The organism is Micromonospora sp. LZ37 (assembly GCF_059359015.1).
In genome coordinates this window covers 326,316-351,503 of record NZ_JCADBL010000001.1, presented here as the reverse complement: position 1 = coordinate 351,503, position 25,188 = coordinate 326,316, and the positions used below count along the sequence as shown (strand labels likewise).

28 protein-coding genes are annotated in these 25,188 nt (G+C 74.8%); 9 read left to right on the top strand and 19 right to left on the bottom strand.

Translation table 11 applies throughout. The features are described from left to right. The first annotated feature begins 38 nt into the window (after nt 1–38). The 3 genes from AC5L3Z_RS01695 (at nt 39) to AC5L3Z_RS01685 (ending at nt 2,453) form a co-directional block, all read left to right on the top strand. Nucleotides 39–1,220 carry an ROK family protein gene (locus AC5L3Z_RS01695; protein ID WP_334529522.1) on the top strand — a complete coding sequence of 394 codons (1,182 nt, stop codon included), beginning with the start codon at nt 39–41 and terminating at the stop codon, nt 1,218–1,220. Nucleotides 1,221–1,264: 44 nt separating this feature from the next. After that, the gene (locus AC5L3Z_RS01690; RefSeq protein WP_494838945.1) at nt 1,265–1,558 is read left to right on the top strand and encodes a DUF1707 SHOCT-like domain-containing protein; all 294 of its coding nucleotides are present in this window, start codon (nt 1,265–1,267) and stop codon (nt 1,556–1,558) included. A 157-nt stretch (nt 1,559–1,715) separates the two neighbouring features. Further along, nucleotides 1,716–2,453 (top strand): DUF4142 domain-containing protein, encoded by a 738-nt coding sequence (locus tag AC5L3Z_RS01685; RefSeq protein WP_494838944.1) that lies wholly within the window; start codon nt 1,716–1,718, stop codon nt 2,451–2,453. 50 nt (nt 2,454–2,503) lie between these two features. Here AC5L3Z_RS01685 and AC5L3Z_RS01680 read toward each other — a convergent pair whose 3' ends face one another. Genes AC5L3Z_RS01680 through tsaB form a run of 4 tightly spaced genes read right to left on the bottom strand, consistent with a single transcriptional unit; the run spans nt 2,504 to nt 4,961 of the window. Then, a complete protein-coding gene (locus AC5L3Z_RS01680) occupies nt 2,504–2,758 on the bottom strand; it encodes a hypothetical protein (protein ID WP_494839574.1) in 255 nt (84 codons plus the stop codon). 23 nt (nt 2,759–2,781) lie between these two features. Continuing rightward, nucleotides 2,782–3,828 (bottom strand): tRNA (adenosine(37)-N6)-threonylcarbamoyltransferase complex transferase subunit TsaD, encoded by a 1,047-nt coding sequence (gene tsaD, locus AC5L3Z_RS01675; protein ID WP_494838943.1) that lies wholly within the window; start codon nt 3,826–3,828, stop codon nt 2,782–2,784. Between the two features lie 6 nt (nt 3,829–3,834). Beyond that, nucleotides 3,835–4,287 carry a ribosomal protein S18-alanine N-acetyltransferase gene (gene rimI / locus AC5L3Z_RS01670; protein WP_494838941.1) on the bottom strand — a complete coding sequence of 151 codons (453 nt, stop codon included), beginning with the start codon at nt 4,285–4,287 and terminating at the stop codon, nt 3,835–3,837. Then, nucleotides 4,284–4,961: a tRNA (adenosine(37)-N6)-threonylcarbamoyltransferase complex dimerization subunit type 1 TsaB gene (gene tsaB, locus AC5L3Z_RS01665; protein WP_494838939.1), complete on the bottom strand. Its 678-nt coding sequence runs from the start codon at nt 4,959–4,961 to the stop codon at nt 4,284–4,286. The genes rimI and tsaB overlap by 4 nt, the downstream gene beginning before the upstream one ends. A 206-nt stretch (nt 4,962–5,167) precedes the next feature. On the opposite strand from tsaB, the gene AC5L3Z_RS01660 reads away from it, so the two are divergent. Beyond that, entirely contained in the window at nt 5,168–5,878 is a 711-nt protein-coding gene (locus AC5L3Z_RS01660) for a helix-turn-helix domain-containing protein (RefSeq protein WP_494838937.1), read from the top strand. A 56-nt stretch (nt 5,879–5,934) separates the two neighbouring features. Here the strand turns inward: AC5L3Z_RS01660 and ung are convergent, their stop codons facing one another. The 7 genes from ung to AC5L3Z_RS01625 all read right to left on the bottom strand — a co-directional run bounded on the left by ung (nt 5,935) and on the right by AC5L3Z_RS01625 (nt 11,750). Further along, nucleotides 5,935–6,636, bottom strand: a complete 702-nt coding sequence (ung, locus tag AC5L3Z_RS01655) for a uracil-DNA glycosylase (protein ID WP_494838935.1) — start codon at nt 6,634–6,636, stop codon at nt 5,935–5,937. Nucleotides 6,637–6,690: 54 nt separating this feature from the next. Continuing rightward, nucleotides 6,691–7,173, bottom strand: a complete 483-nt coding sequence (tsaE, locus tag AC5L3Z_RS01650; RefSeq protein ID WP_334615361.1) for a tRNA (adenosine(37)-N6)-threonylcarbamoyltransferase complex ATPase subunit type 1 TsaE — start codon at nt 7,171–7,173, stop codon at nt 6,691–6,693. Further along, nucleotides 7,170–8,261, bottom strand: coding sequence for an alpha/beta fold hydrolase (locus tag AC5L3Z_RS01645; protein WP_494838932.1), 1,092 nt, complete (start codon nt 8,259–8,261; stop codon nt 7,170–7,172). Before AC5L3Z_RS01645 ends, tsaE begins: the two co-directional genes overlap by 4 nt. A gap of 4 nt (nt 8,262–8,265) precedes the next feature. Beyond that, nucleotides 8,266–9,384 (bottom strand): alanine racemase, encoded by a 1,119-nt coding sequence (gene alr / locus AC5L3Z_RS01640; RefSeq protein WP_494838930.1) that lies wholly within the window; start codon nt 9,382–9,384, stop codon nt 8,266–8,268. Nucleotides 9,385–9,429: 45 nt separating this feature from the next. Continuing rightward, entirely contained in the window at nt 9,430–9,768 is a 339-nt protein-coding gene (locus AC5L3Z_RS01635) for a PepSY domain-containing protein (RefSeq protein ID WP_494838928.1), read from the bottom strand. 83 nt (nt 9,769–9,851) lie between these two features. Next, nucleotides 9,852–11,324 (bottom strand): NAD(P)H-hydrate dehydratase, encoded by a 1,473-nt coding sequence (locus AC5L3Z_RS01630; RefSeq protein ID WP_494838927.1) that lies wholly within the window; start codon nt 11,322–11,324, stop codon nt 9,852–9,854. A gap of 57 nt (nt 11,325–11,381) precedes the next feature. Beyond that, nucleotides 11,382–11,750 carry a holo-ACP synthase gene (locus AC5L3Z_RS01625; RefSeq protein WP_334529490.1) on the bottom strand — a complete coding sequence of 123 codons (369 nt, stop codon included), beginning with the start codon at nt 11,748–11,750 and terminating at the stop codon, nt 11,382–11,384. Nucleotides 11,751–11,924: 174 nt separating this feature from the next. On the opposite strand from AC5L3Z_RS01625, the gene AC5L3Z_RS01620 reads away from it, so the two are divergent. Both AC5L3Z_RS01620 and AC5L3Z_RS01615 read left to right on the top strand, forming a co-directional pair. Then, on the top strand, nt 11,925–12,221 hold the full coding sequence (locus AC5L3Z_RS01620) for a type VII secretion target (protein WP_494838925.1): 297 nt from the start codon (nt 11,925–11,927) through the stop codon (nt 12,219–12,221). Beyond that, nucleotides 12,218–13,777: an alpha/beta hydrolase gene (locus AC5L3Z_RS01615; RefSeq protein WP_494838924.1), complete on the top strand. Its 1,560-nt coding sequence runs from the start codon at nt 12,218–12,220 to the stop codon at nt 13,775–13,777. Before AC5L3Z_RS01620 ends, AC5L3Z_RS01615 begins: the two co-directional genes overlap by 4 nt. Before the next feature lie 75 nt (nt 13,778–13,852). Here the strand turns inward: AC5L3Z_RS01615 and glmS are convergent, their stop codons facing one another. Next, nucleotides 13,853–15,766, bottom strand: a complete 1,914-nt coding sequence (glmS, locus tag AC5L3Z_RS01610; protein ID WP_494838923.1) for a glutamine--fructose-6-phosphate transaminase (isomerizing) — start codon at nt 15,764–15,766, stop codon at nt 13,853–13,855. A 240-nt stretch (nt 15,767–16,006) separates the two neighbouring features. Here glmS and AC5L3Z_RS01605 point away from each other — a divergent pair, with 240 nt between their 5' ends. Genes AC5L3Z_RS01605 through AC5L3Z_RS01595 form a run of 3 tightly spaced genes read left to right on the top strand, consistent with a single transcriptional unit; the run spans nt 16,007 to nt 19,521 of the window. After that, nucleotides 16,007–17,185 carry an MmpS family transport accessory protein gene (locus AC5L3Z_RS01605; RefSeq protein WP_494838922.1) on the top strand — a complete coding sequence of 393 codons (1,179 nt, stop codon included), beginning with the start codon at nt 16,007–16,009 and terminating at the stop codon, nt 17,183–17,185. A gap of 30 nt (nt 17,186–17,215) precedes the next feature. Continuing rightward, entirely contained in the window at nt 17,216–18,412 is a 1,197-nt protein-coding gene (locus tag AC5L3Z_RS01600; RefSeq protein ID WP_494838921.1) for a pyridoxal phosphate-dependent aminotransferase, read from the top strand. Then, on the top strand, nt 18,409–19,521 hold the full coding sequence (locus AC5L3Z_RS01595; protein ID WP_494838919.1) for a threonine aldolase family protein: 1,113 nt from the start codon (nt 18,409–18,411) through the stop codon (nt 19,519–19,521). Before AC5L3Z_RS01600 ends, AC5L3Z_RS01595 begins: the two co-directional genes overlap by 4 nt. A gap of 42 nt (nt 19,522–19,563) precedes the next feature. Here the strand turns inward: AC5L3Z_RS01595 and glmM are convergent, their stop codons facing one another. The 7 genes from glmM to AC5L3Z_RS01560 form a co-directional block, all read right to left on the bottom strand. After that, complete coding sequence (gene glmM / locus AC5L3Z_RS01590; RefSeq protein WP_494838917.1) at nt 19,564–20,919, bottom strand: phosphoglucosamine mutase; 1,356 nt, start codon at nt 20,917–20,919, stop codon at nt 19,564–19,566. Between the two features lie 136 nt (nt 20,920–21,055). Further along, nucleotides 21,056–21,520, bottom strand: a complete 465-nt coding sequence (gene rpsI, locus AC5L3Z_RS01585; RefSeq protein WP_088998399.1) for a 30S ribosomal protein S9 — start codon at nt 21,518–21,520, stop codon at nt 21,056–21,058. 20 nt (nt 21,521–21,540) lie between these two features. Then, on the bottom strand, nt 21,541–21,984 hold the full coding sequence (rplM, locus tag AC5L3Z_RS01580; protein WP_121399851.1) for a 50S ribosomal protein L13: 444 nt from the start codon (nt 21,982–21,984) through the stop codon (nt 21,541–21,543). A 191-nt stretch (nt 21,985–22,175) separates the two neighbouring features. After that, nucleotides 22,176–23,555 (bottom strand): nitrate/nitrite transporter, encoded by a 1,380-nt coding sequence (locus tag AC5L3Z_RS01575; RefSeq protein ID WP_494838915.1) that lies wholly within the window; start codon nt 23,553–23,555, stop codon nt 22,176–22,178. A gap of 119 nt (nt 23,556–23,674) precedes the next feature. Continuing rightward, a complete protein-coding gene (locus tag AC5L3Z_RS01570) occupies nt 23,675–23,968 on the bottom strand; it encodes a type II toxin-antitoxin system PemK/MazF family toxin (RefSeq protein ID WP_334529453.1) in 294 nt (97 codons plus the stop codon). Next, a complete protein-coding gene (locus AC5L3Z_RS01565) occupies nt 23,958–24,215 on the bottom strand; it encodes a DUF6364 family protein (RefSeq protein WP_334529451.1) in 258 nt (85 codons plus the stop codon). The genes AC5L3Z_RS01570 and AC5L3Z_RS01565 overlap by 11 nt, the downstream gene beginning before the upstream one ends. A 204-nt stretch (nt 24,216–24,419) precedes the next feature. Further along, the gene (locus AC5L3Z_RS01560) at nt 24,420–25,115 is read right to left on the bottom strand and encodes an SAM-dependent methyltransferase (protein ID WP_494838913.1); all 696 of its coding nucleotides are present in this window, start codon (nt 25,113–25,115) and stop codon (nt 24,420–24,422) included. Nucleotides 25,116–25,188 lie beyond the last annotated feature (73 nt).

Genomic DNA, 25,188 nt, shown 5'->3' with positions numbered 1-25,188 from the left:
GCACACGCCGACCAGCGGGGACGCGGGGTACCGGAACGATGCGGACAGGACCGAGCCAGGAGGAGATCCGGCGGCAGAACCTGGGGGCGCTGCTCCGTCACGTGCACGTGCACGGCGCCACCACCCGCGCGGAACTCACCACCACGCTCGGGCTCAACCGCAGCACCATCGGCGCGCTGACCGCCGACCTGGCCGGCGCCGGGCTGGTCAGCGAGGGGACGCCGAAGGAGACCGGCCGGGCCGGACGACCGTCACTGGTCGTCCGGCCCGAGTCGGCCCGGGTCTACGCGTACGCGTACTCGATCGAGGTGGACCGGCTGCGGGCCGCGCGGATCGGTCTCGGCGGTGAGGTGCTCGACCGCCGGGACCTGGACCGGCCGCGCGGCCTGGACGCCGGGGAGACCACGCCGCTGCTGGCCACGGCGCTGAAGGAGATGCGCCAGGCCGTACCGGCCGGCTCGATCTGCGTCGGCGCCGGGGTGGCCGTCTGCGGCATGGTCCGCCGCGACGACGGCCTTGTCCGGCTCGGTCCGACCACCGGCTGGGTGGACCAGCCGATCGGCGCGGCGCTCGCCGACGAACTCCGCATCGACGTACCGGTGACGGTGGGCAACGTGGCGGACGTGGCCGCTTTCGCCGAGCACGCCCGGGGGGTCGCCGCCGGCTGCGACAACGTGATCTACCTGTACGGCGACGTCGGCGTCGGGGCCGGCATCATCGCCGGCGGGCGCCGGCTGACCGGCCACGGCGGCTACAGCGGCGAGGTCGGGCACATGGTGGTGGTCCGCGACGGCGAGCCCTGCGAGTGCGGCTCGCGCGGCTGCTGGGAGACCGAGATCGGCGAGCACGCGCTGCTGCGGGCCGCCGGCCGGTCCCACGCCCGCGGCCGGGAGGCGCTGCTGGCCGTCTTCGACGCCGCCGACCGCGGCGACGCCCGGGCCCAGACCGCGGTACGCCAGGCCGGCGACTGGCTCGGCTTCGGCGTCGCCAACCTGGTCAACATCTTCAACCCGGAGATGGTCATCTTCGGCGGCACGATGCGCGACCTCTACCTGGCCGCCGCGGCGCAGGTCCGGAGCCGGCTCAACTCGGTCGGGCTGCCCGCCTGCCTGGAGCACGTCCGGCTGCGCACCCCCAAGCTCGGTGAGGACGCGGCGCTGATCGGCGCGGCCGAGCTGGCCTTCGAACGGCTCCTCGCCGACCCGCTCGACGTCGGCTGACCGGCCGGTCCCGCCGCCGCCGCCCGCTGCGTACGCTGTCGCACGTGGACGTCCAGCTGCGCGCCTCCGACGACGACCGGCACCAGATGGTCGCCGAGCTGCAACGGCACACCGCCGCGGGGCGGCTGAGCCTGGACGAGTTCTCCGAGCGGGTGGCCGGGGTCTGGACCGCGCGCACCCTCGGCGACCTGGCCGCGCTCACCCGGGACCTGCCGGCACCGGACCGACTGGACGGGGCGGACGTCGACGGGTCCGGGCGCCGGGAGCTGCTGCTGCTCTTCGCCGTCGCCGCGGCCACCCTGCTGCTGCTCGGCCTCTTCATGGCGCTGACCCGCTGATCGGCCGAGCCACCTCGCGCGCTGAGTCCTCGGTCAGTGGCTGGCCCGGATCGGTGAACTCTTTCGGCGGGTGATCCGTACCAGTGGACGGACGGGCAGCCGGCGGATCCGCTGCCCGGCGTCACGCGTACCGCCCGAGGCGAGGAGGCACCGCAGCATGGCACCGCTGGAATCCGCACGTCGTCGGCAGGGGCACCGGATCCACCGGATGGCGGTGCTCCTCATCGCGCTGGTGGCGGGGTTCACCGTCCTGCCCGGCGCCGCCGTCGCCGCCCCCGGAAATCAGATGAACGCCGCCGACATGACGCTGCTCAACGGGGTCCGGTTGGCCGGCCTGTGGGAGATGCCCGCCGGGCAGATGGCCGCCGAGCGGGGCCAGTCCGCCCGGGTACGGGAGATCGGCGCGGAGATCGCCCGGCAGCACGGCGTGCTGGACCAGCTGGTGGTCGACGCAGCCAACAAGCTGGGCGCCACCCTGCCCACCGACCCCACCAGCGAGCAGAAGGGGTGGCTCTCCGAGATGCAGGAGGCCACCGGCGCCCAGTTCGACCAGATCTTCGTGACCCGGCTGCGGGTGGCGCATGGCAAGATCTACCCGGTGATCGGGGCGGTCCGGGCCAGCACCCGGGACGCGACGGTCCGCAAGCTGGCCGACGAGGCCAACAAGTTCGTCAACGACCACATGTCGATGCTGGAGAGCACCGGGCTGGTCCGCTGGCAGCAGCTGCCGCCGGCCGCCATCCCGGCCGCCCAGAGCGACTCGCTGATCGCCGCCGCGAAGGCCGGCGCCCCGGCCCCCTCGGTCGCGATCAGCACCACCGTGGTCTGGGCGGTCTTCCTCCTCGCGCTCGGCACCGGCGGCGTCGCCACCTGGCGCATCATGCGCCGCAGCTGACCCCGACACCCCACGACGGGCCGGGAGCGGAGGCTCCCGGCCCGTCGTGGTCAGCGGTCGACCTGGGTGAAGTCCCAGGAGTGCGGAGGGCGGGCGACCAGCATGGCCGGCGGCTCGGGCAGCGGCCGGGGACTGCTCCGCCACTTGGAGATCACCACCACCCGGTGGTCGGTGGAGGAGAAGACCTCGCTGGACAGGTGCAACGGGTCGTGCTCGAACTCGGGCAGCGCCGTGTCACAGACCCAGGTGATCAGTTCGGCGAAGCCGTAGGGCTCGGCGCGCGCCTCCCACATCCGCACGATCACGTCGCTGGTCCCTTCCGCCGCCGTCACACGCTGACCGTGGTCAGCGGCATCGCCGAGTCGGCCGGCAGGTCCAGCCGGCTCGGCGCCACCCCGGCCGCGACCAGGTGCGCGCCGAGCGCGGCGACCATCGCGCCGTTGTCGGTGCAGAGCTTCGGCCGGGGCACCCGGACCCGGATGCCGTACTTCTCGGCGCGCTGCTCGGCCATCGCCCGCAACCGCGAGTTGGCCGCCACTCCCCCGCCGATGACCAGCGTCTCGATGCCGTTGGCGCGGCAGGCGGCGAGCGCCTTGGCGGTGAGCACGTCGCAGACCGCCTCCTGGAAGGACGCGGCGACGTCGGCCACCGGCACCGGCTCGCCGGCCCGCTGCCGGGCCTCCACCCACCGCGCCACCGCGGTCTTCAGGCCGGAGAACGAGAAGTCGTAGCGGTGCGCGGCGAGGTCCTTGGCGGCGGTGAGCCCGCGCGGGAAACCGATCGACGCCGGATCTCCGGCCCGGGCCTCCCGGTCGATGTACGGCCCGCCGGGGAAGGGCAGCCCGAGCAGCCGGGCCACCTTGTCGAACGCCTCGCCCGCGGCGTCGTCGATGGTGGCGCCGAGCGGGGTGACGCCGCGGGCCAGGTCGTCGACGAGCAGCAGCGAGGAGTGCCCGCCGGAGACCAGCATCGCGATCGCCGGTTCGGGCAGCGGGCCGTGTTCGAGGGTGTCCACGGCGACGTGCGCCGCGAGGTGGTTCACCCCGTACACCGGCTTCTCGGCGGCCAGCGCGTAGCCCTTGGCGGCGGCGACCCCGACCAGCAGGGCGCCGGCCAGGCCGGGGCCGGAGGTGACCGCGATGGCGTCGATGTCGGCGATCGTCACCCCGGCCTCGCGCAGCGCCCGTTGCATGGTCGGCACGATGGCTTCGAGGTGGGCGCGGCTGGCCACCTCGGGCACCACGCCGCCGAACCGGGCGTGCTGCTCGACGCTGGAGGCGAGCGCGTCGGCCAGCAGGGTGTGCCCGCGGACGATGCCGACGCCGGTCTCGTCGCAGGAGGTCTCGATGCCGAGGATCAGGGGTTCGTCAGCCATGGCTCCTCAGTCCTCGTCGCGCCGCATGACCAGCGCGTCGGTGTTGCTCGGTTGGTAGTAGCCGCGGCGTACGCCGATCGGCTCGAAGCCGTACGCCGCGTAGAGCTTCTGGGCGGGGACGTTGTCCGCCGCGACCTCCAGCAGGACGCTGCGGGCACCGCGCCGGGCCGCCTCGGCGAGCAGCTCCTCGAGCAGGGCACGACCGACACCGCGCCGCTGGGCGTCCCGGCGGACGGCGATGTTCTGCACCCACGCCTCGTCGGGTTGGACGGCCAGCCCGGCGTAGCCGAGCAGCGTCCCGTCGTCGTCGAGGGCCACCCGGTAGTGGTGTCCGTTCGCCAGTTCGTTCCAGAACATCGCCGGGGACCACTGCTCGACGCCGAAGAGGTCCGCCTCGATCGGCAGCACCTCGTCGATGTGCCACCAGCGGAACCGCGCCAACCGTGCCCCGCCGCTCACGGCAGGACCGGCTTGCGGGCCGTGGCGGCCACGGCGTCCGGCCGGCGCAGGTAGAGCGGGGTGAGCGCCTCGGAGGGGGCGCCGGACCGGATCCGCTCGGCGGCCAGCGCCGCCAGCGCGGTGGCGTCCGGGTAGCGCGGCTCGACCCGCACCGGCAGGCCGAGCACGTCGGCGTACTTCTGGGCGCCGTCGCCGACCGCCGTGGTGACCCGCAGGTCGCGGGCCCGCTCGGCGGCGATCGCCGGGCTGTCGACGTTCGGCCCGGCGATCCGCTCCCCGGCGCCGTCGTAGACGGCCCAGTAGACCTCCTTGCGGCGGGCGTCGCTGGCCACCAGGACCGGCTCGCCGGCCGCCACCGGATGGCCCAGGCCGTCGAGGGAGCAGACGCCGTACGTGGGGACGCCGAGCACCTGGCCCATCGTCGCGGCGGTGACCAGGCCGACCCGCAGCCCGGTGAACGGGCCGGGGCCGAGCCCGGCGACGATGGCGGCGAGGTCACGCGGCCGCGCGTCGACGTCGGCGAGCACCGCGTCCACCTGCGGGGCGAGCAATTCGCCGTGGGCGCGGGCGTCGACCGTGCACCGGAGCGCCCGTGCCGCGACCCCGTCCGCCGAGACCTCCACCAGCGCGGCGGTCACCGCCGGGGTCGAGGAGTCCACCACCAGTACGAGCACGGTATGCCAGCCTAGCCGCCCCTCCCGGTCACCTCCGGTCACACCCCGTCCACGCCCGGCGGGGCGGGGCCCGGCGGGGCGCGCGGGACGGGGATTACGCGGCGTTACACCGCTGGGAAGCATGACCTCCGCGACAGTGATACCTCTGAGTCATCAATATGCCTCTCAGGTATCGCGCTCACACAGAGATGGCCCACCATCCGGGGATGCCCTCCTCCCGCCTGGTCACCGTCCTCGGCACCGTCGTCCGGCGCGAGCGCGAGGCGCGCCGGCTGACCCAGCGGGAGCTGGCCCGTCTCGCCGGGGTGAGCCAGGCGATGGTGGCCCGGGTGGAGAGCGGTGACCGCAGCCCGAGCGTCGAGCTGCTGGAACAGCTGCTCGACGCCATGGGCGCCCAGCTCACCGTCGCCGTCGAGCCGCTGGACGCGCACCTCGACGCCCGGATCGAGGCGCTCGCCGGGCAGTCGCTGGCCGACCGGATCGACCAGGCCGGCATCGACGCGGTCGTGGCCCGGCTCGGCGACCTCCCCCACGTCCTGGCCGGCGGCTCGGCCGCGCTCCTGCAGGGCGCACCGGTGCCGGTGACCGAGGTGGAGATCGCTGTCCGGTGGGCGGACTCGGCGCGGTTCACCCAGTGGCTGACCGACGGCTACGCCCAGCGCTGGAACGCGCAGTGGCGCGAGTTCGGCTACCTGAGGCTGGAGCCGGAGGAACCGGGCGAGCACCTCTGGCGGACCGTGGCCGGTGACGTCCGGGCCCGGATGTGCGACGAGTTGCCGGAGGCGATCGAGGTGCGGCACGGGGAGCGGAGCTACCGGGTGGTGCCGCTGGTCGCGGTGGAGATCAGCGACCCGCGCGCCGCCGACCTGCTGCGCCGCCACCGACAACAGCAGGCCAGCAGCGGACCGGCGAGCTGAGCGCCCCGGGCCGGACGGACCAGCCGGGGCCAGCCGGAGCCAGCGGGCCAGCCGGGTCAGCCGGCGGAACGCTCCCAGTCGATCGTGGGCAGGCCGGCGTCGGCGAGAGCCTTGTTGGCGGCGCTGAACGGGCGGCTGCCGAGGAAGCCGCGCGGGTTCATCGGACTGGGGTGGCCGGCCTCCAGCACCACGTGCCGGGGGTTGGTGACCAGGGCCGCCTTCTTGCGGGCGTACCCACCCCAGAGCAGGAAGACGACCCGCTCCTCCATCGCGTCCAGGGCGCGGATGGTGGCGTCGGTGAACTCCTCCCACCCCTTGTTGCCGTGCGAGCCGGGGGTGGCCTGGCGGACGGTGAGCACCGCGTTGAGCAGCAGCACGCCCTGGGCCGCCCAGCCGTCGAGGTTGCCGCTGCGCGGCTTCGGCACGCCCAGGTCCTCGCCCAGCTCCTTGAAGACGTTGCGCAGCGACGGCGGCACCGTCACCCCCTCGCGCACGCTGAAGCTCAGCCCGTGCGCCTGCCCGGCCCGGTGGTACGGGTCCTGACCGAGGATCAGCACCCGGGTCTCCCGCGGCCCGCAGAGCCGGTAGGCGGAGAAGAGGTCCTCGACCGGCGGGAAGACGGTCTGGGTGGCGTACTCGTGGGCGACGAATTCGGCCAGCGCCGCGGTGCGGGCCGGATCGAGGTGCGGGGTGAGCACGGCACGCCAGGCCTCCGGCAGCAGCGCCAGCAGGTCGAGGGTGGGGGCGGCGTCGGACATCGGCAACCTTTCGCAGTCGGTCCCGGGCACTCTAGGCAGCCGGTACGACAGCGTTCAGCCCAGCCCCGCCAGGCGGTGCGCCCAGTCGCCCCCGACCGGCTCCAGCTCGACGGTCCGGCTGTCGTCGTCCCGCCGGTCGATGCGGACCCGCAGGTGGGCGTCGACGAGCTGCTCGACCAGCCCCTCGCCCCACTCGACCACGGTCACCGAGTCGTCCACCGAGGCGTCCAGGTCGAGGTCGTCGATCTCGGCGCGGGGGTCGGCCGCGTCCCCCAGCCGGTACGCGTCGGCGTGCACCAGCCCCACCGTGCCGCCCCGGGCCGGATCGGGCCGGTGCACCCGGGCGATCACGAAGGTCGGCGAGGTGATCTCGCCACGCACCCCGAGCCCGGCGCCGATGCCCTGGGTGAGCGCGGTCTTGCCGGCGCCCAGCGGGCCGGTGAGCAACAGCAGGTCACCGGCGCGCAGCACCCCGGCCAGCCGGCGGCCGAACGCGTGGGTCTCCTCGACCGTGGGCAGCGTGACGGTGACGTTCACAACGACTCCAGGAAGTGCTCCAGCGCCGCGTTGACCTCGTCGGCGTGCTCCAGCATCACCACGTGCCCACTGTCGTGGATCTTCACGTACTCGGCGTGCGGCAGCCGGCGGACGATCTCCTCCGAATGGGTGACCGGTGTGATCATGTCCTTGTCCCCCACGACCACCAGCACCGGCGTGCCGCTCAGCGCGGCCAGCGCCGGGAACCGGGAGTGGGTGGCGAGGGTACGCAGGTAACGGGTGACGGTGTCGGCAGAGGTCCGCGAGTTCATCTGCTCGACGTACGACACCAGGGCCGGGCTCGGCTTGGGGGTGCCGAAGCCGTACTTGCGGGTGAGCAGCCAGGCGACGTTCGTGGTGGACTTGCGAGCCTTGTCGATCACCGTGCCGCCGTACCGGGTGGCGTTGCTGACCATGTACAGCACCGGCGCGCCGACCCGACCCAGCAGTGCCGGGGCGACCAGCCTGGTCTCGGCCAGCAGCCCCCCCGAGGTGGCCATCAGCACCGTGCCGACCACGCGGTCGCCGAACATCTCCGGGTACAGCTCGGCGAAGGCCATGATGGTCATCCCGCCCATCGAGTGCCCGACCAGCACCAGCGGCCCCTCCGGGGCGGCCCGGTCGATCACCCGGCGCAGGGTCCGGCCCAGCGCCGCGAGGTCGTACTCGCCGGTCTCCAGGCGGCCCGACCGGCCGTGACCGGGCTGGTCGTACGCGACGACGCGGTGCTCGCCGCGCTCGGCGAGCAGCTTGCGCTGGAAGTGGAACGTCCCCATGTCCAGGCAGAAGCCGTGCACCAGCACCACGGTCGGGTTGCCCGGGACCGGGCGGGTCGGCTCCACCACCTCGACGTGGATGTCGGTGCCGTCCGGCATCTCCAGCCGGTACGACTCGTCGTACCGCTGCGCGCCGAAGACCTCGTGCGCGTACCGGTCGGTGGGGTCGGCCTTGAGCCGGCGCACCAGGGTGCGCTCGGTGGCGACGCCGGCGGCGAGCCCGGCGGCGGCGACGCCGACCGCGGCGCCGACCACCCCGGCGATCCGTCCGGCGGCGGTCCGCGGCCGGGGGATCCGGAAGCGCTGCGTCACGGCGTCAGCTCCGCTCGCCGTCGTAGACCCGGGGCACCCGCACCCCGCCGAACCGGGTGACGATCTCGTAGTTGATGGTGCCGACGGCCTCGGCCCAGTCGTCCGCGGTGGGCGCGCCGTCCGCACCGTCGCCGAAGAGGGTGGCCACGTCCCCGGCGGCCACCGGGTCGTCGCCGCAGTCCAGCACGAACTGGTCCATGCAGACCCGGCCGGAGATGGTCCGGCGCTTCCCGGCGAGCTGCACCGGGCCGACGTTCGAGGCGTGCCGGGGCACCCCGTCGGCGTAGCCGAGCGGGACCACGGCCAGGTTCGCCTCGCCGTCGGTGCGGTAGGTGTGCCCGTACGAGACGCCGGTGTCGGCCGGGACCCGCTTGGCCAGCATCACCCGGGCCCGGGCGGTCATCGCCGGGCGCAACCCGAACGTGTCACCGGCCACCGGCGAGAGGCCGTACGTGGCGATGCCCGGGCGGACCAGGTCGAAGTGGGTGTCGGGGCGGGTCAGCGTGGCGGCCGAGTTGGCCAGGTGCCGGTAGCGCGGACGCAGGCCGGCCCGCTCGGCCATGGCCAGGCCCTCGTGGAAGACCGCCAGCTGCCGGTCGGTGGTGGGGTGGCCGGGCAGGTCCGCGTACACGAAGTGGCTCCACACGCCGACCACCTCGACCAGGCCGTCGGCCTGGGCCTTCGCGGCGGCCTCCAGCAGGGTCGGCCAGTCCGCGACGGTGGCCCCGCCCCGCGACAACCCGGTGTCGATCTTGAGGTGCAGCCGGACCGGCCGGTCCGCGCGGCGGGCCGCCTCCACCATCTCGGCCAGCTGCGGCAGGCTGGCGGCGGCCAGGTCCACCCCGGCCGCGACGCCCTCGTGCAGCGGCAGCCCGGGGGCGAGCAGCCAGGCCAGCACGGGCGCGGTGATCCCGGCCCTCCGCAGGGTCAACGCCTCGTCCAGCGTGCAGACCCCGAGCCAGTCGGCACCGGCGTCCAGCGCGGCACGGGCCGACGGGACCATGCCGTGGCCGTACCCGTCGGCCTTCACCACCGCCATCAGTTCGGCGCTGGTGCCCGCCCGGAGCCGGGCCACGTTGTCACGGATCGCGTCCAGATCGACGCGCACCTCGGCCTGCCACATGCGCCCAGCCTACTTGCCGGGTGATCACAGGACGGCGCTCCGGCCTCAGCCGCCGGACACGGTCCCGTCGATCGCGTCGACGTCGACCTCACCGACCCGCGCCCCGCGCAACGTCATCTCCCAGATCGGCCGGCCGTTCTCCTCGTCCAGCTCGGCCCGGGTCACCTGGCCGCCGAACCGGGCGGTGACGATCTCCGCGGCCCGGACGGCGTTCACCGGCCGGGGGCCGAACCGGGCGTCCAGCTCCGGGTCGATCCGCAGCTCGAAGGCGGCCCCGCCGGGCGGGGTGGCCACCCGGTCCCGGCCGTCCTTCGCCGTGGCGACGGCGGTCCCGGCCAGCAGCATGCCGCCGACGGCGACGCTCAGCAGGAGCGCTCTGCGCATGGTTCCTCCTCGGTACGCGTGCGGCCGGCAGCGTCGCCCGACGCACCGCACGCCGGGGAGTACGGCCCCGGCCCCGCCCCGGTTCAACGGAACAGCGGGGCCACCACCGGGCGCAGCGCGGCCGCCACGTCGGACGCGGTCACCGGCCCGCCCCGGGCCGCCTCCCGCCCGGCCGACCCGTGCAGGTACGCGGCGGCCGCCGCCGCCCGCTCCGGCGCCAGGCCGGCGGCGAGCAGCGAGCCGAGCAGCCCGGCGAGCACGTCGCCGGTCCCCCCGGTGGCCAGCGCGGCGGTGCCGGTCGGGTTGACGTACGCCCGCCCGTCCGGCGTGCCGACCACCGTCCGGTCCCCCTTGAGCAGCACCGTCGCGTTCATCCAGGCGGCCAGCCGCAGCGCGGCGGAGACCCGGTCCGCGCCGGGCTGCTCCCCGCAGAGCCGGGCGAACTCCCGGTCGTGCGGGGTAATGACGATCGGCGCGTCCCGGTCGCGCAGCCGGCCGGCGAGGGAACCGTCCACCAGCAGGGTGAGGGCGTCCGCGTCGAGCACCACCGGCACCGGGGCGGCGAGCACCGCCCGCAGCTCGGCGGCGGCCTCCTCGCCGGTGCCGAGCCCGGAGCCGCAGACCCAGGCCTGCACCCGGCCGGCGTCGGCGACGCGGGAGGTGGCGATCGCCGACGGATGCTGGTGCAGCACCTCCGCGCGGGCCCCACCGGCGTAGCGGACCATGCCGGTCGGACCGGCCAGCGCGCCACCGACGGAGAGCACCGCCGCGCCCGGGTACGTCGCCGACCCGGTCGCCACCCCCACCACGCCCCGGGTGTACTTCTCCGAGGCGGCGCCGAGCCGCGGCCACCACTCGACGACGTCCGACCACTCGGTCACCCGCAGCGCCGGTGACCCGCGCAGCCACGGCGCCAACCCGATGTCGACCAGCTCGACGTGCCCGGCGAGGACGGCGGCCGGTCCGACCACCAGGGCGGGCTTGAGCGCGCCGAAGGCCACCGTCACGTCGGCGCGCACCGCGCTGGGGCGACCGGAGGCGGTCAGCGGCACGTGCCCGGTGTCCACCGCCACCCCGCTCGGCACGTCCACCGCCACCACCGTCGCCCGCGTGCCGTCGCGCCCGCAGTACCGCACCAGGCTGGCCGCGAGCTGCTCGGCGGTCTCCCGCAGCCCACCGGTGCCGCCGATCCCGACGATGCCGTCGAGCACCAGGTCCACCATGGCCGGGGGTCGGTCGACCAGCCGGCCGCCCGCGGCACGCAGGGCCGCCAGCCCCTCGGCGTGCGCCCGGCCGGGGGTCACCAGCAGCGCCGACACGGCGGCGCCGCGCCGGGCCAGCAGCGCCCCGGCGTACAGGGCGTCGCCGCCGTTGTCGCCGGTGCCGACCAGCAGCAGGACCCGGGAGCCGTACACCCCGCCCCGGTCGGCCAGCAGCAGCGCGCAGCGGCGGGCCAGCCCGGCGGCGGCCCGTTGCATCAGCGTGCCCGGCGGGAGCGTGGCCATCAGGCCGGCCTCCGCCGCGCGGACGTCCGCGACCCGCCACACCGGTTTCATGCCGACCCCGTCCTTCCCCTCACCTGCGGGCGGCGCCGGTCGACCCGCCCGGTGGGATCACCGTTCGGCGACCACCATGGCCGACGCGATCCCGCCGTCGTGGGACAGCGAGAGGTGCCAGCGGTTGATCCCGCGTTCGGCGGCGGCGGCGGCCACCGTGCCGGAGACGGTCAGCCAGGGCCGGCCGTCCGGGTCGGGCACGATCTCGCAGTCGTGCCAGCTCAACCCGGCCGGGGCGCCGAGCGCCTTGGCCACCGCCTCCTTCGCGGCGAACCGGGCGGCCATCGACTCCCGGGACCGGGGGTTGCCGGACCGGGTGTACCGCTCCGCCTCGGTGAAGAGCCGGTCGGCGAGCAGCGGCGTCCGGGCCAGGGCCCGGGCGAACCGGTCCACCAGCACGACGTCGATGCCGACCGCGACGATCACCAGCTCACCCTACCGGCGGCCGAGGCGGCAGATTAGCCGCCGGCCACGCTGTGGGCAATGCCTGTGGAAAACCCTCGGGTACGACCACCGCCGGCTGTCCACAGGGCCTGTCCGCCGCGGGTGGCGCCGCCTACCGTCGGCGGCGTCGAGGTGGCGGGCGGGAGGGGCGCGGGGATGTACGACGAACCGTTCGAGGTGCGACCGGGGGTGCTGCGCGGGGTCGCGGGCGGGCTCGCCGACGAGGCGTACCGGCTGGCGCACGGGGTGGCCGGCGTGCCGGGGCTGGTGGTGGCGGCGCCCGGGTGGCGGGCCGCCACCGCCCTGGTCCGGCTGGAGTCGGCGGTGCACGCCTGGCACGGCGCGCTGGGCGCCCGGGTCGCCGAGGCCGCCGCCGGGCTGCGCACGGCCGCCCAGGAGTACGAGGCGGTGGACGAGCGGGCCGCCGGCCGGCTGACCGCCGTGCCGCGATGACCGGGTACGCGCAGCTCTGGGGCGCCTCACCGGGCGCGTGGGCCGGGGCCGCGACGGCCTGGGGCGGGCTGACCGACCCGGTCGAGCGGCGCCGGGCCGGGTTGGGTGAGCGAGCGGCGGCCCTGCGCGACGGCTGGTCGGGTGGGGCCGCCACGGCCGCCGACGGGCGACTCGGCGCGTTCCGCGACGAGCTGGCCGGGCTGCTACCGGCCGTGCTGGAGACCGACCAGGTGCTCGCCGAGTTCGCCAGCCGGCTGCGGGTGGCGAAGGCCCGGCTCGCCGACGCGGTGGCGCTGGCCGACCGGAGCGGGGTGGAGATCGACCGGCGCGGCGGGGCGGCCGGCGCCGGTTCGGCGGCGGCGGACCAGGTGGCCGCGGCGCTGCGGGACGCGTTGGCGCTGGCCGACGCGGCCGACCGGGAGGCGGCCGCCCGGCTGGACGAGCTCTCCGCCGCCGCCCGGGCCGGCTGGTCGGAGCCACCGCCGCCCGGGCGGCCGGCCGCCGAGGCCGACCCGGCGACGGTCCGGGCCTGGTGGGCGGGGCTCACCCCGGCACAGCGGCGCTGGCTGACGGTGCACGAGTCGGGGCTGGTCGGCCGCCTCGACGGGGTGCCGGTCGCGGCCCGCGACCAGGCGAACCGGTTGCTGCTGGCCGGGCACCGGGAGTCGCTGCTCGCCGAGCGGCGGGAGCTGCTGGACCGCTCCCCGCGCGGGGCGTGGGAGCTGGCCGCCCTGCGCCGGGTCGAGGAGCACCTCGGCGGCGTGGACGCGCTCGCCGGGCGGCTGGCGGCGGAGCGGACGCCCCGGCCGTACCTGCTGGGGCTGGACCGGACGGGCGACGGGCGGGCGATCGTCGCGCTGGGCAACCCGGACCGGGCCGACCGGGTGCTGACGTACGTGCCGGGGATGACCGCCGACCTCGGCGACGCGCCGGGCGAGCTGAGCCGGGCCGGGCGGGTGCTCGCCCGGTGCGCCACGATAGCCCCCGGCGAGGAGACGGCGGCGGTCCTCTGGCTGGACTACGACGCGCCGGACTTCCTGCCCGAGGCGGCCCGCTCCACCCAGGCCACGGACGCCGCCCCGGCGCTGCACCGCTTTCAGGAGGGGCTGCGCGCCACCCACGAGGGCCCGCCGGCCCGGCAGACGGTGCTGGGGCACAGCTACGGGTCGGTGGTGGTGGGCGCCGCGGCCCGGGATCACGGGCTCGGCGCGGACGCGCTGGTCTTCGTCGGTTCACCCGGCGTCGGGGTGGACCGGGCCGAGGCTTTGCGCGTGCCGCCCGGGCAGGTCTGGTCCAGCACCGCACCGGACGACGTGATCCGGTTGGTCGAGCCGCTCGGGCAGCTGGCCGGCCGGGCGGTGCTCGCGGCGTCCCCGTTGGCCACGGCCGTCTCGCTGCTCCGCCCGTCCGACCATGAGCTGTGGTTCGGGCACGATCCGAGCGATCCGGGCTTCGGCGGCCGCACCTTCCCCAGCGGCCGGTACGGCCACACCGGCTACTGGGAGCCCGGCAACCCGGCGCTGGACGGGATGGCCCGGATCGTGCTGGGCCGGTGAGCTCCCGCCCGGAGACGGACGGGCCCCACCCGCCACCGACGCGGCGGGCGGAGCCCGGGGGAGCTGGGGCGCGACCTACTCGACGGTGACCGACTTCGCCAGGTTGCGGGGCTGGTCCACGTCGTGGCCCCGGGCGGCGGCGATCTCGGCGGCCAGCACCTGCAACGGCACGGTGGTGACCAGCGGGGCGAGCAGGGTCGGCGTCCGCGGCACGTAGATCAGGTGGTCGGCGTAGCGGACGACGGCCTGGTCGCCCTCCTCCGCGATCACGATGGTGCGGGCGCCCCGGGCCCGCACCTCCTGGATGTTGGAGACGACCTTGTCGTGCAGCATGCCGCGACCCACCGGCGAGGGCACCACGCAGATCACCGGGGTGCCCTTGTCGATCAGCGAGATCGGGCCGTGCTTCAGCTCCCCGGCGGCGAAGCCCTCGGCGTGCATGTACGCCAACTCCTTGAGCTTCAGCGCGCCCTCCAGGGCCACCGGATAGCCGACGTGCCGGCCGATGAAGAGCACGGTCGGCTCGGACTTCAGCTCGCGGGCCAGCTCGCGTACCGGCTCGATCCGGTCGAGCAGCTCGCGCAGCTTGCCCGGCATCTCCTGGAGCTGCGCGACCACCGCGCCGACCTCGTCGGCGAACTTGATCCCGCGCACCTGGGCCAGGTGCAGGCCGATCAGGTAGCAGGCGACCACCTGGGTGAGGAACGCCTTGGTGGAGGCGACCGCGATCTCCGGCCCGCCGTGGGTGTAGAGGACGGCGTCGGACTCACGCGGGATGGTCGAGCCGTTGGTGTTGCAGATGGCCAGCACGCGGGCCTTCTGCTCCTTGGCGTGCCGCAGCGCCATCAGGGTGTCCATGGTCTCGCCGGACTGCGAGATCACCACGATCAGCGTGGACCGGTCGAGGACCGGGTCGCGGTAGCGGAACTCGCTGGCCAGCTCCACCTCGCAGGGGATCCGGGTCCAGTGCTCGATGGCGTACTTGGCGACCAGGCCGGCGTGGTAGGAGGTGCCGCAGGCCACGATGAAGATCTTGTCGACGTCGCGCAGGTCCTGGTCGCTGAGGCGGACCTCGTCGAGGGCGATCTCACCGGTCTCGGTGAGCCGGCCGAGCAGCGTGTCGGCGATCGCCTGCGGCTGCTCCTCGATCTCCTTGAGCATGAACCAGTCGTAGCCGCCCTTCTCCGCGGCGGAGGAGTCCCAGTCGATGTGGAAGTCCTTGCCGGCGGCGGGGTGCCCGGCGAAGTCGGTGATCTCGATGCTCTCGCCGGTGATCAGCACGATCTGGTCCTGGCCGAGCTCGACGGCCTCGCGGGTGTGCTCGATGAACGCGGCCACGTCGCTGGCGAGGTAGTTCTCGCCGTCGCCCCGGCCGACCACCAGCGGCGAGTTGCGCCGGGCGCCGACCACCGCGCCGGGGATGCCGGCGTCGACGGCGAGCAGGGTGAAGGCCCCTTCCAGCCGCTGGCAGACCACCCGCATCGCGGAGGCGAGCAACTGCGGGCTGTCGACCTCGCCGGCGGAGCGCAGGTCGGCCAGCGCGGCGGAGAGCAGGTGGGCGGCGCACTCGGTGTCGGTGTCGCTGGTGAACTGGACGCCGTTCTCCTCCAGCTCGGTGCGGAGCTTGGCGAAGTTCTCGATGATGCCGTTGTGGATCACGGCGACCCGGCCGTCAGGGGCCAGGTGGGGGTGGGCGTTGCGGTCGGTCGGGCCGCCGTGGGTGGCCCAGCGGGTGTGCCCGATGCCGGTGGTGCCGTCGCCGATGCCGATCGGGCTGGCGGCGCAGTCCTCGGGGTTGCTGGCGGCGCGCTCGGAGAGGACCTTCTCCAGGTTGGCCAGCTTGCCGGCCTTCTTCTCGGTGAGCAGTTCGTCGTCGCAGACGATCGCCACGCCGGCCGAGTCGTAGCCGCGGTACTCCAGCCGCCGCAGTCCGTCGAGCACGATGCCGAGCGCCGGGCGCGAGCCGGCGTAACCCACGATTCCACACATGGCCAGCAGCCTAACCCAGTTCCGCTCATCTCGCGTGCGCAGAAGTCGGGTAAACAAGCACTGAATTTGAGCGATCAGCGCGGGAGGAGCGCCCCGAGGACGATCGGCGCGATCGGGTACGGGGCGGGCCGGGGCCGACGGGGTTGCGGGGGCGGACACCCGTGCGACACGCTCTCGACCGATCCGGCACGTCCCTGGGACGGCCCGCTCGTCCCATCCCTCCCGCCTCCCGGAGCCGCCATGTCCGACGCGTCCACCGGCCCGGAGCCGTCCCCGGCGGCTCCACCGCCGGACCCGACCGCCCCGCCGACCAGCTCGCCGTACGCCTGGACGCCCCCGGACCCGCTGGCCGCGCCGGATCCACTGGCGGGCGGCGCGCCCTGGGCCGCGCCCGTGCCGTGGATGCCGCCCCCGCCGACCGGCCCGACGGCCGCGCCGCCCCCCGCCGCCACGGGCGCCCCCGCCGGACCGCCCCTCGACCCGCCGCCGCTGAACCCGGGCACGCCGTGGGCACCGTCGAGCGGCCCCACCCCGGCCACCCCCGGCACGCCGTGGACACCCTCGTTGCCCGACCCGGCCACCGCCGGCACGCCGTGGACGGCGCCGTCGACGGACCCGGCCGCCCTCGGAACGCCCTGGACGCCGCCGTCGACCGGCCCGGCCCCCGCTCAAGGGAAGCCGTGGACGGCCGCTCCCGCGGCACCGGCCCCGACGGGGCCGTCGTCGCCCGCAGCGCGCCCGGTCCGACCGGCCCGGCCCCAGGACTGGATCGGCGTCGGGGCGCCGCCCGCGCCGGGCCGCCCGGGCTTGCCGCTACCGGGCGGCCCGGTCGGACCGGTGGCGGGACGCCCGGGCTGGCCACCACCGGGCTACCCGCCGCCGTACGCCTCGGGGCCCCCGGCGGGGGGCTCCGGCTCTTCCGGACGGGTGGTGGGCGTGGTGGTCGGCGTCGTCGTGGCGCTCACCCTTGCCGTCTGCGGCTGCCTCCCGGTGGGCGGCGTGCTGCTGGGCCGGTACGCCGATCCGGTCGCCGAGGAGCCCTACCCCGACCCGTACGACTACGAGGAGGAGGACGTCCCCGAGGCGACCTGGACCCCGCCCCCGCCCGTCCAACCCGCCCAGCCGGCCGTCACCCCGTCCAACGGCCGGGGCCGGTTCGGCGTGCGGTACGAGGTCACCGGGGCGACGCGGGCCGACATCCAGTACTACGACGCCAACGGCGACTTCATCCACCTGGAGGCGGTCCCGCTGCCCTGGCGCAGGTCGATCCGCACGGACGACCCGAACCGGGTGATCGTGATCGCGACGGCGGAGGACGACGGCCGGCGGGTGCGCTGCTCCACCACGGTGGCGGGTCGGCCGCCGGTGGTCGAGACGGCGGAGGGCTCGGGCTGGCGGGTCACCTGTGCGGGCTCGTGACCGGCGTGCTCGGACCGTAGGCTGGCGCAGGTGACGACGCCCACCGATGTCGACCCGCTCGTGGCCCGGATGCGTCCGTTCGGGACGACGATCTTCGCCGAGATGTCCGCGCTCGCCGTCCGCACCGGCGCGGTCAACCTGGGGCAGGGCTTCCCGGACAGCGACGGCCCGCCGGAGATGCTCGCCGCCGCGGCCGAGGCGCTGCGCACCGGGCAGAACCAGTACCCGCCCGGCCCGGGCATCCCCGCGCTCCGCGCGGCCGTCGCCGACCACCAGCGCCGCTTCCACGGCCTGACGTACGACCCGGACGGCGAGATCGTGGTCACCGCCGGCGCCACCGAGGCGGTCGCCGCCGCCATCCTCGCGCTCTGCGAGCCGGGCGACGAGGTGATCTGCTTCGAGCCGTACTACGACTCGTACGCCGCCTCGATCGCGCTGGCCGACGCGGTGCGGCGGCCGGTGACGCTGCGCCCGGGCGGCGACGGCCGGTACGCCTTCGACCCGGCGGCGCTGCGCGCCGCGTTCGGTCCCCGGACCCGGCTGGTGCTGCTCAACTCCCCGCACAACCCGACCGGCAAGGTGTTCACCGGCGAGGAGTTGGCGCTGGTCGCCGAGCTCTGCCGGGAGCACGACGCGTACGCGGTCACCGACGAGGTGTACGAGCACCTGGTCTTCACCGACGCCGCAGCGCCGCACGTGCCGCTGGCCACGCTGCCGGGGATGCGGGAGCGGACCCTGCGCATCTCCTCGGCCGGCAAGACCTTCTCCTGCACGGGTTGGAAGGTGGGCTGGGTGAGCGGGCCGGCGGCGCTGGTCTCGGCGGTGCTGCGGGTCAAGCAGTTCCTCACCTTCGTCAACGCGGCGCCGCTGCAACCGGCGGTCGCCGTCGCGCTGGCCCTGCCCGACGCCTACTTCACCGGCTTCCGGGACGACCTGCAACGACGTCGGGACCAGCTGGTGGCCGGTCTCACCGACGCCGGCTTCGAGGTCCTGACCCCGGAGGGGACGTACTTCGTCACCGCCGACGTGACCGCGCTGGGCGGTCGGGACGGGGTGGAGTTCTGCCGGTCGCTGCCGGAGCGGTGCGGGGTGGTCGCGGTGCCCACCCAGGTCTTCTACGACGACCCGGAGGCCGGCCGGCGGCTCATCCGCTTCGCGTTCTGCAAGCGCCCCGACGTGCTCACCGAGGCGGTCACCCGGCTGCGCGGCCTCGCGGGCGCCCGATGAGCGAACCGTCCACCGCGCGGCTGCGCCGGCTGAGCGCGCTGCGCGGCTGCGACCGGGCGCTGGCCGGGAAGCGGCCGGTGACGGTCGCCGAGCAGCTCGCCGTCCTGCGGGCCACCGCCGAGCCGGACGCCCTGCCGGACCTCTACGGCGAGGGCGGCGCGGTGCCGGCGGTGGAGCGTCGGGTCGCCGAACTGCTCGGCGCCGGGGCGGTGGCCTTCTTCCCCACCGGCACGATGGCCCAGCAGGTCGCGATGCGCTACGGCGCGGAGGTGACCGGCCGGGACGCGGTCGGCCTGCACCCGCTCAGCCATCCCCTGGTGCACGAGGGTGACGCGTACGCGGTGCTCGGCGGCCTGCGTGCGGTGCTGACCACCCGGGCGGCGCGCAACCCGGACGCCGGGGAGGTGGCGGCGCTCGCCGAGCCGATCGGCACGCTGCTGCTGGAGTTGCCGTTGCGCGACGCCGGTTTCGTGCTGCCGGACTGGGACGAGCTGGTCGCCACCGTGGCGGCGGCCCGGGCCCGAGGTGCCCGGGTGCACCTGGACGGCGCCCGGCTGTGGGAGTCCACCCCGCACCTGGGGCGGTCGCCGGCCGAGGTCGCGGCCTTGGCGGACAGCGTCTACGTCTCGTTCTACAAGTCCCTCGGCGGCATCTCCGGCGCGGCGCTGGCCGGCGACGACGAGTTGGTCCGCTACGCCCGCGTCTGGCGGCACCGGTACGGCGGGCAGCTGTTCCAGCAGTGGCCGGCCGCGCTGGCCGCGCTCGCCGGGCTGGAGCACGAGCTGCCTCGGCTGCCGGAATACGTGACGCACGCGCGAACCGTCGCCGCGGCCCTGGCGGAGCTGCCCGGCGCCCGGGTGTTCCCGACGCCTCCGCACACCCACCAGTTCCGGTTCTGGCTGCCGTACCCGGCCGAGCTGCTGGACGAGGTCAACCTCGCCCTGGCCGAGGAGGAGAAGACCTGGTTCGTCGGGGGCTGGCGGGACACCGAGGTGCCGGGCCTGGCGATGGCGGAGGTGACGGTCGCCGGCCCGGCCCTGGAGTTCGACGCCGGCCAGGTGGTCGAGCTGGGTGAGCGTTTCCTGCGCCGGGTGTCGACGACGGCCTGACCGTCGACACCCGGCCGCGCCGGTGGTGCCGGCGCGCGGAGGTCAGGCGGCCGGGCTGGCGGTGCGGACCTGCTCGGCGATCCGCTCGGCCACCGAACGGGCGGTCGACTCGGTCGCGGCCTCCACCATGACCCGCACCAGCGGCTCGGTGCCGGAGGGGCGCAGCAGCACCCGGCCGGTCTCGCCCAGCTCGGCCTCGGCCCGCTCGACCTCGGCCCGCACGGCGGGCGCGGCCGCGCCGGCGGTACGGTCACCGACCGGCACGTTGATCAGCACCTGCGGCAGCTTGGCCACGACGGCGCCCAGCTCGGCCAGGGACCTGCCGGTGGCCGCCATCCGCGCCATCAGGTGCAGGCCGGTGAGCACCCCGTCGCCGGTCGTGGCGTACGCCGGCATCACGATGTGCCCGCTCTGCTCGCCGCCCAGGGCGAGGCCGCCCGCGCGCAGCTCCTCCAGGACGTACCGGTCGCCGACCTTGGTCTCGACCAGCCGGATGCCCTCGGCGGACATCGCCAGGCGCAGGCCGAGGTTGCTCATCACGGTCGCGACCAGGGTGTCCTGGGTGAGCGTGCCGGCCTCCCGCATGGCGAGGGCGAGGATCGCCATCAGCTGGTCGCCGTCGATCTCCTCGCCGTCGGCGGTCACCGCGACGCAGCGGTCGGCGTCGCCGTCGTGGGCGATGCCCAGGTGGGCGCCGTGCTCGACCACGGCGGCGCGCAGCGCGTCGGTGTGGTTGGAGCCACAGTCGTCGTTGATGTTGAGGCCGTCGGGCTCGGCGTTGATGGCGATGACCTCGGCGCCCGCCTCGCGGTACGCCACCGGCGCCACCTCGGCGGCCGCGCCGTTGGCGCAGTCCACCACGACCTTGATCCCGTCGAGGCGGTGCGGCAGCGTGCTGGTCAGGTGCTGCACGTAGTGGTCGGCGCCGTCGAGCAGGTCGTGCACCCGGCCGACGCCCGCGCCGACCGGCCGCTCCCAGGCGGTGGTGGCGTTCGCCTCGACGGCGGCCTCGATCCGCATCTCGATCTCGTCCGGCAGCTTGTGCCCGCCGGCGGCGAAGAGCTTGATGCCGTTGTCCGGCATCGGGTTGTGTGACGCGGAGAGCATCACGCCCAGGTCGGCCTTGGCCTCGGCGGTGAGGAACGCCACCGCCGGGGTGGGCAGCACGCCGACCCGGACCACGTTGGCGCCGGCGCTGGTGAGCCCGGCCACCACCGCGGCCTCCAGCATCTCGCCGCTGGCCCGGGTGTCCCGCCCGACCACCGCCAGCGGGGGATGACTCCGGTCCGACTCGGCCAACGTGTGGGCGGCGGCCACCGCCACCGCGAGCGCCAACTCGGGGGTGAGATCCACGTTCGCCCGCCCGCGTACGCCGTCCGTGCCGAACAACCGCCCCATACCCGCCAACCTCCGGTGAAACTGCCGATGAGATGACAATGCCGATGTAACGGCGAAAGCGGAACGGCCGGGCCCACCTCCCGCGAAGGGAGGCGGACCCGGCCGTTCCGTCAGAAGTACAACGTGCCGCTGATGATCAGCGCTTCGAGTACTGAGGAGCCTTACGGGCCTTCTTGAGGCCGTACTTCTTGCTCTCCTTGACCCGGGCGTCACGGGTCAGGAAGCCGGCCTTCTTCAGGGCCGGACGGTCGTCCGGCTCGTTGACGATCAGCGCCCGGGCGATGGCCAGCCGCAGCGCACCGGCCTGGCCGGTGGTGCCGCCGCCACGCAGGTTGGCGATGACGTCGAACGCCTCGGGCTTCTCGGCGGTGACCAGCGGGTCCTTGATGAGCTGCTGGTGCACCTTGCTCGGGAAGTAGGCCTCGAGGTCACGTCCGTTGCAGGTGATCTTGCCACTGCCCGGGACGATGCGGACCCGGACGATGGCCTCCTTGCGCCGACCCACGGTCTGGATCGGGCGGTCACCACGCGGCGCGCGGGCGACGGGCGCCGGCGCCTCGGTGGCCTCGGGGGCAACCTCGGTCTCGGTGATGTCGGTCATGCTGCTTCCTTCGCCCGCGCTCACTGCGCGATCTGCTTGATCTCGAACGGCACCGGCTGCTGCGCGCCGTGCGGGTGCTCGGCACCGGCGTAGACCTTCAGCTTCTTGATCAGCTGACGGCCGAGCTTGTTGTGCGGGAGCATGCCCTTGACGGCCAGCTCGATGGCCCGCTCGGGGCGCTTGGTCAGCAGCTCGTCGTAGCCGACCTGCTTGAGACCACCCGGGTAACCGGAGTGGCGGTAGGCAACCTTGGTCTGACGCTTGTTGCCGGTCAACGCGACCTTGCCCGCGTTCACGATGACGACGAAGTCGCCCGTGTCGACGTGCGGCGCGAAAGTCGGCTTGTGCTTGCCGCGCAGCAGCGTGGCGGCGTGGGTGGCCAGGCGGCCCAGCACGACATCAGAGGCGTCGATAACGTGCCACTGACGCTCGATCTCACCCGGCTTCGGGCTGTACGTACGCACAGGTCTACCTTGTCTCGTCGTCGGTCTGGGGTCGCGCGCCGAGGTGACCAGGCGCGCACGAACGACCAAGCGTACCTGATGCGGCACGCCTCTGGATGTCGTACAACAGCAGGCAACGATACCCGCCGCCCCGTCGGCAGGTCAAAACGGGGGGTCACCCAGCGTGGCTTGCGTTGTGTCGATGGTACAGGTCACACCCCGGTCAGCCGACGCGGGCCCGGTCGCAGGTACACCGCCCAGGTCAGACCGAAGCAGAGCGCGTACCAGCCGATGAAGGCCAGGTAGGCCGCCTCGGCGTTGCCGGAGGTTAGGAAGGACTGCCGGAAGGCCACGTTGACCAGGACGCCACCGGAGGCCCCGACCGCGCCGGCGATGCCGATCAGCGCCCCGGAGAGCCGTCGGGCCCGCCGGGCGGCGGCCTCCGGGTCACCGGTCAGCTCCGCCTCGCCGGCCGCCCGGGCCCGGAAGATCGCCGGGATCATCTTGTACGTGGACCCGTTGCCCACCCCGGAGAAGACGAAGAGCGACAGGAACCCGGTCAGGTAGAGCGGGAAGGAGCGCTCGCGGGCGGCGTACAGCACCAGCCCGGCGCCGGCCGCCATCGCGACGAAGTTCCAGAAGGTGACCCGGGCGCCACCGAGGCGGTCGGCGAGCTGCCCACCCACCGGCCGGATGAGCGAGCCGATCAGCGGGCCGAGGAAGGTCAGCCAGGCGGCGTCGATCGGGGTGGGGAAGCGCTCGGCGAACTGGAGCTGGAGCACCTGCCCGAAGGCGAAGCCGAACCCGATGAACGAGCCGAAGGTGCCGATGTAGAGCAGCGACATCACCCAGGTGTGCGGCTCCCGGGCGGCCTCCCGCAGCGCGCCCGGCTCGTTGCGGGCGTTCGGCAGGTTGTCCAGCCAGCGGGCCGAGGCCAGCGCGGCCAGCACGATCAGCGGCAGGTAGACCGCGGGCACCAGCCGGGGGTACGCCGCCCCGGCGGTGGCCAGCACCGCCAGCCCGACCAGCTGCACCGCCGGCACGCCCAGGTTGCCGCCGCCGGCGTTGAGCCCGAGCGCCCGCCCCTTGAGCCGGTCCGGGAAGAAGAGGTTGATGTTGGCCATGGAGGAGGCGAAGTTGCCGCCGCCGACGCCGGTGAGGCAGGCCAGCACCATCAGGGTGGGATACGACACCCCCGGTTCCAGCAGGATCGTCATCGGCACCGCCGGCAGCAGCAGCATCAGGGCGCTGACGATCGTCCAGTTCCGCCCGCCGAAGCGCGCCACGGCCAGCGTGTAGGGCAGCCGCAGCACCGCCCCCAGCGCGGCCGGCACGGCGGTGAGCAGGAACTTCCCGGCCGGGTCGATGCCGTAGGCGGGGCCGAGGAAGAGGACCGTGACCGACCACAGGCTCCACACGGAGAACCCGACGTGCTCGGCGAAGATCGACACCCAGAGGTTGCGGCGGGCGATCCGGGCTCCGGTCGTACGCCAGAACGTGGGGTCCTCGGGGCGCCACTGCTCGATGCGGTGCGGGCGCCCGGCGGCGGGTGGGTCGGCGGTGACGATGGTCGTGGGGGCGAGCGTGCTCACGGCGGCTCCTCCTCGTCGGTGTGCCGAGGAGGCTAGGAACGCCGGATTACCCGGCCGTGCCCGTGACGGGTCGTTCCGGAAACGGGAATCGCACGACGGCCGGCGGGCGGTGGTGAGGGTCAGAGCTGCTGGAGGATGCGCAGCGCCCGGTCGACCCGCTGCATGGTCTCGGCGTCGGTGACGTCGACGCACTCGGTGAACCACTTCTTCATCGGCGAGGAGAGCCGGTCGGGCATCACCACCCACCGGCCCATCGGGACGGCCAGCGGGGAGTCGCGCAGCAACGACTCGTCGACCACCTCGACGACGATCACGATCGGCACGTCGGTGGAGTTGTAGACGTCGGAGCTGACCACCAGCCCGAGCCGTTCACGAGCGCCCTCGATGCGCCAGATCTCGCCCCTACGCAGCACGCGGCCGACCGCCGAAGAGGACGTCGTCGACCATGCCGACCTCGCGGGCGTCGGCGATCGCGGCGGACTCCAGGTCCAGTCCGGCCCGGGCGACCGCCGCGGCGTGCGCGGTGAAGACCTCGCGGAGCGCCTTCTCCCGGGCCGCCTGGTCCATCCAGGCGGAGAGGGACAGCCCCTCGCGCTTGGCGAACCGGCGTGCCTCCTCGATCGTCTCGTCGGAGAACGACAGTGTCACCTTGGCAGTCATGCCGGGAAGACTACCCATTGGTATGACCGCCAGTCATCCCGCTTCGCGCCGGTCGGCCAACGGCCCAAAACGCCCTCGCCCCCTGCCCCCTGCCCCCTGTCTCCGTTTGCGGCGTGTCGCGGTGTCCGGCCGCCGGGACACCGCGACACGCCGCAAACCGCGCTGAGGGGGCGCGAGGCGGCCGGGGGGCGAGGCAGGTGGCGGTCAGGGTCGCCGGCCGCCGAGGACGGCGAAGCGCCACGACTTGAAGAAGCAGTCGACGTCGACCAGCCCGGCCTCGGCGAGCCACCGGCACTGGTCGGCCACCGGCGCCGGCCGGTCGTGCCGCATCCGCTCCCGGGCGGCGGCCAGCTCGGCATCGTCGGAACCGAGGGCGGTGGCCCGGGCCACCCAGACCTCGTCGTACCGGCGGTCGAGGGCCGGGGTGGGACCGGCCACCTGCTCGGCGTTGACGAACACCCCGCCGGGCACGAGCGCGTCGACCGCCCGGCGGTGGAGCGCACGCTTGCCGGCGTCGTCGAGGTGGTGGATGGCGAGCGCGGAGACCACCGCGTCGTACCGGCCCTCGGGCAGCGGGTCCGTCAGGTCGGCCAGCACCGTGCGGTGCGCCACGCCCCGGGCGGTCAACCGGTCGGCGGCCGCCGCGAGCATCCGCGGCGCGGCGTCCACCAGGGTCACCCGCACTCCCGGCACCGCCGCCGTCAGCAGCAGCGAGAGCAGCCCGGTACCCGCGCCCAGGTCCAGCACCCACGGGGTACGCCCGGACTCCAGCGCCGCCCGCAGCGGCGGCGCGGCCACCTCGACCGCGGTGCCGTAGAAGTCGTCGAAGCAGGGCACGAGGCGCCGCCGTGCCTCGTCGTAGCTGCCCGCCACCGCGTCGAACGCCGCCGCCACGTCCATCCGAGCCTCCCAAGAAATGAGAAAGGTGTCTCAGATTTTAGGTGCTGCGGACCGGAACCGTGCCCCCGCACGG